This is a genomic window from Shewanella ulleungensis (assembly GCF_014648315.1).
Lineage (GTDB): Bacteria > Pseudomonadota > Gammaproteobacteria > Enterobacterales > Shewanellaceae > Shewanella > Shewanella ulleungensis.
Window position 1 is genome coordinate 1 of the sequence record NZ_BMQW01000022.1, and the last position, 9,214, is coordinate 9,214.

At 40.7% G+C, this 9,214-nt stretch carries 11 protein-coding genes; 6 read left to right on the top strand and 5 right to left on the bottom strand.

The window, feature by feature from the left end:
• Nucleotides 1-202: 202 nt before the first annotated feature.
• The 4 genes from IEY40_RS19890 to IEY40_RS19905 form a co-directional block, all read right to left on the bottom strand.
• A complete protein-coding gene (locus tag IEY40_RS19890; protein ID WP_188959313.1) occupies nt 203-733 on the bottom strand; it encodes a TlpA family protein disulfide reductase in 531 nt (176 codons plus the stop codon).
• A 65-nt stretch (nt 734-798) separates the two neighbouring features.
• Complete coding sequence (gene nrfF, locus IEY40_RS19895) at nt 799-1,281, bottom strand: heme lyase NrfEFG subunit NrfF (RefSeq protein ID WP_188959315.1); 483 nt, start codon at nt 1,279-1,281, stop codon at nt 799-801.
• A complete protein-coding gene (locus tag IEY40_RS19900; protein WP_188959317.1) occupies nt 1,281-1,835 on the bottom strand; it encodes a DsbE family thiol:disulfide interchange protein in 555 nt (184 codons plus the stop codon). The genes nrfF and IEY40_RS19900 overlap by 1 nt, the downstream gene beginning before the upstream one ends.
• Before the next feature lie 15 nt (nt 1,836-1,850).
• Nucleotides 1,851-3,824 (bottom strand): heme lyase CcmF/NrfE family subunit, encoded by a 1,974-nt coding sequence (locus IEY40_RS19905; protein ID WP_188959319.1) that lies wholly within the window; start codon nt 3,822-3,824, stop codon nt 1,851-1,853.
• 415 nt (nt 3,825-4,239) lie between these two features.
• Here IEY40_RS19905 and ccmI point away from each other — a divergent pair, with 415 nt between their 5' ends.
• Nucleotides 4,240-5,493 carry a c-type cytochrome biogenesis protein CcmI gene (gene ccmI / locus IEY40_RS19910; protein WP_188959321.1) on the top strand — a complete coding sequence of 418 codons (1,254 nt, stop codon included), beginning with the start codon at nt 4,240-4,242 and terminating at the stop codon, nt 5,491-5,493.
• 123 nt (nt 5,494-5,616) lie between these two features.
• Here the strand turns inward: ccmI and IEY40_RS19915 are convergent, their stop codons facing one another.
• Nucleotides 5,617-5,910, bottom strand: coding sequence for a c-type cytochrome (locus IEY40_RS19915; protein WP_188959323.1), 294 nt, complete (start codon nt 5,908-5,910; stop codon nt 5,617-5,619).
• 324 nt (nt 5,911-6,234) lie between these two features.
• Between IEY40_RS19915 and ccmA the strand changes: the two genes are divergently transcribed.
• The 5 genes from ccmA to ccmE are packed head-to-tail and all read left to right on the top strand — an operon-like array spanning nt 6,235 to nt 9,017.
• Nucleotides 6,235-6,885: a cytochrome c biogenesis heme-transporting ATPase CcmA gene (gene ccmA, locus IEY40_RS19920; protein ID WP_188959325.1), complete on the top strand. Its 651-nt coding sequence runs from the start codon at nt 6,235-6,237 to the stop codon at nt 6,883-6,885.
• A 9-nt stretch (nt 6,886-6,894) separates the two neighbouring features.
• Nucleotides 6,895-7,581, top strand: coding sequence for a heme exporter protein CcmB (gene ccmB, locus IEY40_RS19925; RefSeq protein ID WP_188959327.1), 687 nt, complete (start codon nt 6,895-6,897; stop codon nt 7,579-7,581).
• A complete protein-coding gene (locus IEY40_RS19930) occupies nt 7,581-8,327 on the top strand; it encodes a heme ABC transporter permease (protein ID WP_188959329.1) in 747 nt (248 codons plus the stop codon). Before ccmB ends, IEY40_RS19930 begins: the two co-directional genes overlap by 1 nt.
• Nucleotides 8,327-8,539 carry a heme exporter protein CcmD gene (gene ccmD, locus IEY40_RS19935; protein WP_188959331.1) on the top strand — a complete coding sequence of 71 codons (213 nt, stop codon included), beginning with the start codon at nt 8,327-8,329 and terminating at the stop codon, nt 8,537-8,539. The genes IEY40_RS19930 and ccmD overlap by 1 nt, the downstream gene beginning before the upstream one ends.
• Nucleotides 8,523-9,017, top strand: a complete 495-nt coding sequence (gene ccmE, locus IEY40_RS19940; protein ID WP_188959333.1) for a cytochrome c maturation protein CcmE — start codon at nt 8,523-8,525, stop codon at nt 9,015-9,017. Before ccmD ends, ccmE begins: the two co-directional genes overlap by 17 nt.
• Nucleotides 9,018-9,214: the final 197 nt, after the last annotated feature.

The window sequence follows — 9,214 nt, forward strand, 5'->3', positions numbered from 1 at the left end:
TCTTTTCGCCTTGAACTCAGTGTTTTGAAGTACTTGGTTCAACCTCACTCGGTGACTGCTTTCGCTGTCTGCCGTGTCAGTGGATGCGCATTATAGGCACCGAGAGATTTAGTGCAACCCCTTTTTTAATAAAAAAGGATCGCTTGGCGATCTTTTCACCAAAAACGATCCTTTTAAGCTTTATTAACGGATTTATGCTGACTTATTGAGCTGTTTCAGTGTTTTTCCTGAATTGAGTTAGAAAAGCCATCGCGTTTTCATCGTCCCAATCGACATATGACCGGACATAGGCCACTAGCTCACCTTGTTCATTTAAGATAAATGTTGCTGGGATCGTATCGAGCGGGAAGACATCACGTAATTCTTGTTGTGGATCAAAATAGGAATTAAATGCAGGTAAACCCAAATCTGCTAAGAAAGGTTTCACTACTTTAGAATCGGCATCGATTGAAATGGGTAACAATACAAATTGCTCAGCATTGAGTGTTTGGTTTAAACGATGTAAAGCAGGAAGCTCTCTTACACAAGGTGGACACCATGTTGCCCAAAGGTTTACAACTACAACCTTGCCTTTATAGTGTTCAAAGTTAACTTGTTTGCCAATTGCATCCGTAAAATCTACGAGTGCAATTGGAAACGGTTGCGGCAAGATATTAATTCGGTCGAGTGTTGATTGAGTGACTTGTTTAGTTTGTTGCTGCATACCTGGATATGCACTCACTATGTTTGTCATGCTGAGTAACAACAGATTAGATAGTATTATTGCAAGCCACTTTTTCAATGTTGTTACTCCACGTTTTATTTACTTGCCTTGTTTTTATTTAGTAGTGCATCAAGCTCTGCTTGCTGCTCTGGTGTTAGTGCTTCAGCCTCTGCGGGTTGAATTCGTTGTCTGCGTACGAATATAAACCCGATAAGCAAACCAAATACTAATAAGCCAGCGGGACCTAACCATAAAACATAGGTTTTAGAATCAAGTTTAGGCTTATAAAGCACAAAATCACCATAGCGGCTGGTCATAAAATCAATAATTTCAGGATCTGATTTACCACTGTCTACCATTTTATACACTTCAAGGCGTAAATCTTGTGCTACTGGCGAGTTTGAATCCACTAGGTTTTGATTCTGACACTGTGGACAACGCAATTGATGCGCCAATGACAATGCACGCTGTTGGTTATCTGTAGATTTAAATTCGTAAGTATCTACTGGCGTAGCAAAAACTGAAGCCGTAAATAGTACGCTAGCAAAACAGATTAATAATTTAGTCACCATGCTCATTAAGATGCCCCATCAGCTTTAGCTTCGGTTTGGAGTTGTTGGATCATTGGATATAAAGTTTCCGTCCAAACGGTTTGATCAATAGGACCTGCATAGCGATAACGTATAATGCCATTATGATCGACAATAAATGTTTCTGGCGCACCATACACACCAAGATCCAAACCTAAACGACCATCTTTATCAAAAATATTCAAAGTATAAGGATCACCTTGAGTTTGTAGCTCTTTGATTGCTAATGCACGTTCGTCACGATAATTAATGCCATATATAGGTAATAAATTACGCTTTGAAAGCATCATTAAATATGGATGTTCATATTTACAAGCAGGACACCATGTGGCCCAGAAGTTAAGCATTGTTACTTTGCCGGCAAGATTCTTCTCAGTCAGCATTTCAGTCGCTACTTCAAGCCGCTCAAGTTGGAAAGCCGGTACCGGCTTTCCTTCTAAAGCAGAATCAAGCACTTTTGGATTTAAAAATAATCCTTTATATAAGAACACTCCCATACCCAAAAAAATAACTAGGGGTATAAACAGTACAAACTTCTTCATAGTGTCTCCGAGTGATTATGCTGTCGCTAATTTTGCTTTAGCGGCTTCTTGCTGCTGTGCAACTTGCTTTACACGGTATCGCTTGTCTGATGCTGCAAGGAATCCGCCCACCATCATAAAGATAGAACCAAACCATAACCAACGAACAAATGGCTTATAGTTAAGGCGCACAGCAAACTCAGTTAAACTAATTGGATCACCCATGGTGACATATAAATCTCTAAATAGTCCCCAATCGATACCGGCTTCGGTCATGTCCATAGTACGCACATTATATTGGCGACGATCTGGTTTTAATAAGGTGATAAATTCATCATCTTTATAAATCTCAATCTGGCCTTGTTGCGCGGTATAATTAGGACCAACAACATTTTTAGTTTCTAGATACTTAAAGGTATAACCAGCTAACTCTTGTGAGATACCAGGGCCCATACGGACACTTTTTTCAATTGAGTAGTTAGATACCATTGTTGCGCCAAGAACTGATACTGCAATACCAAAGTGAGCAATCATCATACCTAGCTGGCTACGACTAATTCTACTGAGGCTAATACCACCACCTTTTTGACTAACAATATTATATCCAGCGCGGAGTGTTGATAACATAATCCAAGACGTTGCTGCGACACCGGCCATAACCCACGCGTCAAACTCACCACCGGCAATAAACGGTACAATTGCACCTATTACTAATGAGATAATTGCTGGCACTAATAATTGACGTTTAATTTCACCGGCTTTAGATTTTTTCCAACGAATGATTGGACCAATCCCCATAAAGCCAAATAACACAAGTACAATAGGAACAAACACAGCGTTAAAATATGGAGGTCCAACAGAAATTTTACCCATACCAAGCGCATCGATCAATAATGGATATAATGTTCCTAGTAGTACCGTACCTGCCGCAACTGTGAGTAATACATTACAAATAAGCAACATGGTTTCTTTCGATTTAAGTTCAAATCGTGCTGGGCTACTCATCTCATTCGCTCGGAATGCAAACAATGTTAGCGAACCACCAACGGCAAGACCAAGTAGTAATAGAATAAACAGGCCACGACTTGGGTCAGCAGCAAATGAGTGTACCGATGTCAAAACACCTGAACGCACAATGAATGTACCTAATAAACTCAGTGAGAATGCAAAGATTGACAGTAGGACGGTCCAGTTACGGAATGCCCCACGTTTTTCAGTCACAATCAATGAATGCAATAAAGCTGTACCGACTAACCAAGGCATAAATGATGCGTTTTCAACTGGGTCCCAGAACCACCAGCCGCCCCAGCCCAATTCGTAATATGCCCACCAAGAACCAAGTGAGATACCACCAGTTAAAAAGATCCAGGCTGCGAGTGTCCATGGACGGCTCCAGCGTGCCCATGCAGAATCAAGTCGACCACTCATAAGTGCTGCAATAGCAAATGCAAAACATACTGAGAACCCCACGTAACCCAGATATAGCATTGGAGGGTGGAATATTAGCCCCACATCTTGCAGCATTGGGTTTAAATCTCTTCCTTCCATTGGTATCGGAAATAACCGTTCAAATGGACTAGAGGTCAAGACCATAAATAAGGTAAAGCCTACAACTATCATTGCAAGGACAGACAATACCCTTGCAGTAAAGACTTCTTCTAAGCCTTTACTAAATATGGCGACAGATATTGCCCAAACAGATAGAGCAAAAACCCAAAACAGTAATGATCCTTCATGACCACCCCAAACTGCGGCAATTTTAAAGAAAATGGGTAACTGTGAGTTTGAATGATGCGCTACGTAAGCAACAGAAAAGTCATCTGTCGCAAAGCTATAGGCTAAGGTAATAACAGAAAGACTGATAAAGAAAAACATTCCGTAGGTCAGTGGCCAAGCATAACGAACAAGATACTGGTCTTTACGAGCGGCACCATATAACGGCACGGACGCTAACAGTAGGGCAAAAGCCAAACCGAGAATTAGCGAGAAATGTCCAAGTTCTGGAATCATGGGTATTCCTTAGTCTAAATAATTAAGCGGATCTGAAACAAACAAACCACGACAGTATCAATCAATACATTAAAACTAATATACGCACATTAGCTTAAACGAATTTTAACGCATTTTAGAACTTGCTGTTGCATCTGTCTGCCCTTTTCGTACAAAACTGGGTCACCAGTCTCATTATGAGCATCTAAGTATCAAAATGAATCCCTAGTATCGGCATATGACACAAGCGTAGCTATAAAGTTTCATACAATTTAACAAACACATCCAATATGTGAACCAGTACGCAACTCTCAGGATTTGGAGTCATATCTTCCTTATATTACTATTCAATTAATAATCTTTACGTATAATCAAACTTCCAAGCACTGCGGTAAACACCGCTTCTTTTGTTAACCTAAAAGTGAATATTTAAACAATGACCACATTTTGGATTTTTATTGCGCTTGTCGTACTCATCGGCCTAATCATGATTTGGGTCCCTCACTTTCGCCAACAAAAGCTACTGCAAGCAGAAGAAGCTGGCGTTCGTAGACAAACTAACCTTGAACTTTATGGTGAACGTTTAGCAATACTCGAAAAAGAATTGCAAGATGAAATGTTAGACAAAACCGAATTTGATGCATTAAAGAAAGAACTTGAAATCAACCTACTTCAGGATATGAAGCAAGAAGGTGATGACTCACTCGATGTTGAAATTAAGCCTAAAAGTGCATTATGGCCTGCTTTTATGACCATTTGTTTGCTCGCTATTTCAGGTTATTTGTATCAGCAGCTAGGCGCTTATAACGAGTTAGCCAATCCACCGCAAGCGAATAACCCTCATCAAGGCATGGACCCTGCGCAAATCATGTCGCAACGGGTGCAGATGATGGAAGCAAAAGTGCAAGCACAACCAGATGATAGCCAAGCTTGGTTCAGCCTCGGTCATGCTTACGTTTCAGCTAACCAATATGACAAAGCAGTAGCTGCATTTGATAAAGTAATGGCGTTAGTTGGCACACATGCTGAGTTACTTGGTCCTAAAGCGACAGCACTATATTATAAAGCGGGTCAACAAATCACACCTGACATCCAAGTGATTATTGATCAATCATTAGCTTTAGACCCTCAAGACCCTTCAACATTATTGCTTGTTGGTATGGATGCCTTCTTTACCGCTAACTACAACAAAGCGATTGAAGCCTGGCAAATGATTTTAGACAGTGACCGCAATGATGTGGATCGCACAGCATTAATGAATGCGATTGAATCAGCCAAGATGCGTATGGGCGAAACAGCAGACACTATGCCTAATGACACTGATCATAATGGTGTTGCTGTAGTAAATGCTAAAACATTGGCAATAGAAGTCACAATTTCAGAAGAGCTTGCAGATAAGGTTAGCGCAACAGATACCATATTTATCTTTGCCCGTGCGACTCAGGGCCCTAAAGTGCCACTAGCTGCAATGAAAATTAGTGCAGCGAATCTACCCACAACCATTACTTTAGATGACAGCACGTCAATGAGCGGCGATTTAACGTTGAGCTCAGCAAAAGAAGTTGAAGTGATTGCTGTGTTATCTAAAAATGGTAGCGTTAAGCCACAAGCTGGTGATTTAAAGGGTACTATCGATACTATCGCAGTTGGTGGAAGCGCTACGTTAACGTTAGATACGCTAGTGCAATAATATAAGTAAACGAGGCTTAAAATGATTGCTATATAGCAAGTTTTATATGGCAATCTTTCAATTTGTCAAAAAACACCCATAAAAAAACCGGCTATTAAGCCGGTTTTTGGTTTAGTCGAAAAATTACTTAGACATAAACTCGATAGCGTTTTTGTAATCATCGTCTGTACAATCCGTACACATACCACCTGGTGGCATTGCGTTTAAACCAGATTTCACAGAACCCACTAAGGCATCTAAACCTTTAGCTAGGCGTGGTTCCCAAGCAGCAGCATCATGAACTTTTGGCGCACCGGCCACACCCATGCTGTGACATACTTGACACGCTTTGTTGTAAATAGCTTCACCTTCTTGAGCAAACACATTCGCAGACAAAGTTAATGCAGCTACTGCAGTCATTGCTAACAATTTTTTCATGTTCAACGTTCCTAATTGCAAATATACAAAGCTTAACGCTGCCCTTTGATTTAGAAGGCAGACTCTTTTTAGCACGACTAGATTACTACAAATAGCAAAAAAACTCATCTTTTTGTGATAACAATCTCAGCTTAGTCTCTAAATCAAGACAATCTGGCTAGTTCAGGTAATATATTAGTAATCGTTAAAAAAGTTCAATTGATATTGTTTTTTTTGGAACTATATCAAATTGCTAGCACTTAGTCTGAGACAAAGCTAAACCGATAAATACCTTTGTGTTAGTATCATTTCGAATTCGTCCTCACGCGTAAATAAGAGGGATAAGTGACCATATCAAATCAATCAAGAGTACTGTTAAGTGCTAACGAATTAACCTGTATTCGTGAAGAGCGCATATTATTTGATGGACTCAGCTTTAATATCAATGCTGGTGATATCGTCCAAATTGAAGGCCCTAATGGAGCAGGTAAAACAAGTTTATTACGCATTATTGCTGGTTTGTCACGTCCATACGCTGGAGAAGTAGAATACCTAGGCGAAGATATTACTCGTTGTCGTGATGAATTTAATCACGACTTACTTTATTTAGGTCATCTAGCAGGTGTAAAAAGTGAACTCACGGCAGAAGAAAATCTTAACTTCAATTTAAGAATCAGTGGCTATGATGACTTTGATACCACGGAGTTACTCGCAAAAGTTAACCTAGCAGGATTTGAAGAAGCCCTTGCTGGACACTTATCAGCAGGACAACATCGACGTACTGCACTCGCAAGATTACAGCACAGTAATTGTAAAATATGGATTTTAGACGAACCTTTTACCGCTATCGATAAAAAAGGCGTAGAAGAGTTAGAGCAATTGTTTATTCAACATGCTGAGTCTGGTGGATGTGTCATTTTAACTACACACCAGGATATGAGCATTATTAGTGATGACATATTACGTAAAATCACTCTCGACTATCGCTTCGTATAAGGTATCTGAATGAAACGAGGAATTAGTTATACCGCGGCATTCATGACGCTCTTACAGCGCGATTTACGCATTGCAGTACGTCATCGTGGTGATATTTTCAATCCGTTATTATTTTTTATATTGGTTGTAACCCTGTTCCCATTAGGGATTGGGCCAGAACCGCAAGTGCTGACACGTGTTGCACCTGGGATTATTTGGGTTGCAGCACTCTTAGCGTCAATGCTGTCACTAGAGCGTTTATTTAAGGCTGATTATAACGATGGCACTCTTGAGCAAATGTTATTAAGCCCTCAACCTCTGTCACTTTTAGTACTGGCAAAAGTATTGGCTCATTGGATCTTAACAGGCGTGCCTTTAATATTGGTTGCACCACTGCTTGCTGTATTACTGCATTTAGACGGCAACAGCTATGGCGCACTGATGGCAACACTTGCACTAGGCACCCCAATATTGTCATTACTGGGTGCGATAGGTGTAGCGCTAACCGTGGGTCTGAGAAAAGGCGGTGTATTGCTCAGCTTATTGATTTTACCCTTGTATATTCCGGTACTTATTTTTGCAACTAGCGCCATAGATGCAGCCGGACTAAACCTAGCTTATGATGGTCAACTTGCGATACTTGCGGCAATGTTGGTCGGTTCTTTAATCTTGGCACCTTTTGCAATTGGCGCCTCCTTACGTGTGAGTACAAACTAATGTGGAAATGGCTACATTCTTACGCAGACCCAGAAAGGGCATATAAATTATCGGGCACTTTATTGCCTTGGTTTTCTGTATTAGCAATATTACTGGTGGGTACTGGCAGTATTTGGGGGTTATTATTTGCCCCTACCGATTATCAACAAGGTGATAGTTATCGAATTATCTTTATCCATGTACCGGCGGCATCAATGTCAATGGCAGCTTATATGGGCATGGCAACTGCATCATTTATTGGCCTTGTTTGGCAAATTAAATCGGCAGATTGGGCGGCCGCAGCAATTGCTCCTATTGGCGCTGTCATTACCTTTATCGCACTTTTAACCGGTGCAGCATGGGGCAAGCCTATGTGGGGCACATGGTGGGTTTGGGATGCACGCCTAACGTCAGAACTAGTATTGCTATTTTTATATCTTGGGGTCATTTCTCTATATGCCTCATTTGAAGATAAAGTTCTTGCCGCTCGTGCTGCTGGTATTTTAGCTATAGTAGGTGTTATCAATATTCCAATCATCAAGTATTCTGTTGATTGGTGGAGCAGCCTGCATCAGCCATCTACAATAAAAATTACTGAGAAATCGACGATGTCGACTGACATGCTTTATCCACTATTAATCAACATTGTCGGTTTTGGCGTGATGATAGGAGCTATTACACTCGTGCGCTATAGAACAGAGATTCTTGCTCGAAATGGTATGAGGCCTTGGGTTCGTGAACTTGCTACTGCAGAGGAGGCTAAGTAATGCAGTTTGATTCATTTGCAGACTTTGTAGATATGGGTGGCTATGCGTTTTATGTATGGTTGTCTTATGGTGTGACATTTGGCTCTTTAGCCACATTAATCACCTTGAGCATAAGACAAAAGCGTAAAGTATTAATAGAAATTGCTAAAAAGATAACGCGTGAACAACGCCTTAAAGAAACAAGAGGTACTAACCGTGAATCCAAGACGTAAAAAAAGATTAACCTTAGCGGTGGCATTAATTGCAGGTGTTGCAGCCGTAGCTTCGCTTTTACTTTATGCATTAAACTCAAACCTTAATTTATTCTACACACCATATGAAATTACACATGGTAAAAACGACACAGGTGTAATGCCTGAAGTTGGTCAGCGTATTCGTGTTGGCGGTATGGTTACAGTAGGATCAATGAAACGCGACCCTAATAGTTTGCATGTAGAGTTTGCTGTACACGACTCAGCAGGTGGTGAAGTCATTGTTACTTTTGATGACTTATTACCAGACCTTTTCCGTGAAGGACAGGGCATCGTAGCGCAGGGCGTATTAGTTGAATCGGGTAAGCTTGAAGCAACAGAAGTGTTAGCAAAGCATGATGAGAACTATATGCCACCAGAAGTAGCTGAAGCTATGGGCCAAAAGCATGAAAAACCGGAGTATACCGATAAACAGGCTGAAGGTTATAAATATCAATAGACGAAGTTAACTCATCTAGTTATTTAGATTAATAATGCCAATCTTATGATTGGCATTATTTTATTAAATTTATCTGCCTATCTGCCTATCTGCCTATCTGCCTATCTGCCTATCTGCCTATCTGCCTATCTGCCTATCTGCCTATCTGCCTATCTGCCTATCTGCCTATCTGCCTATCTGCCTATCTGCCTATCTGC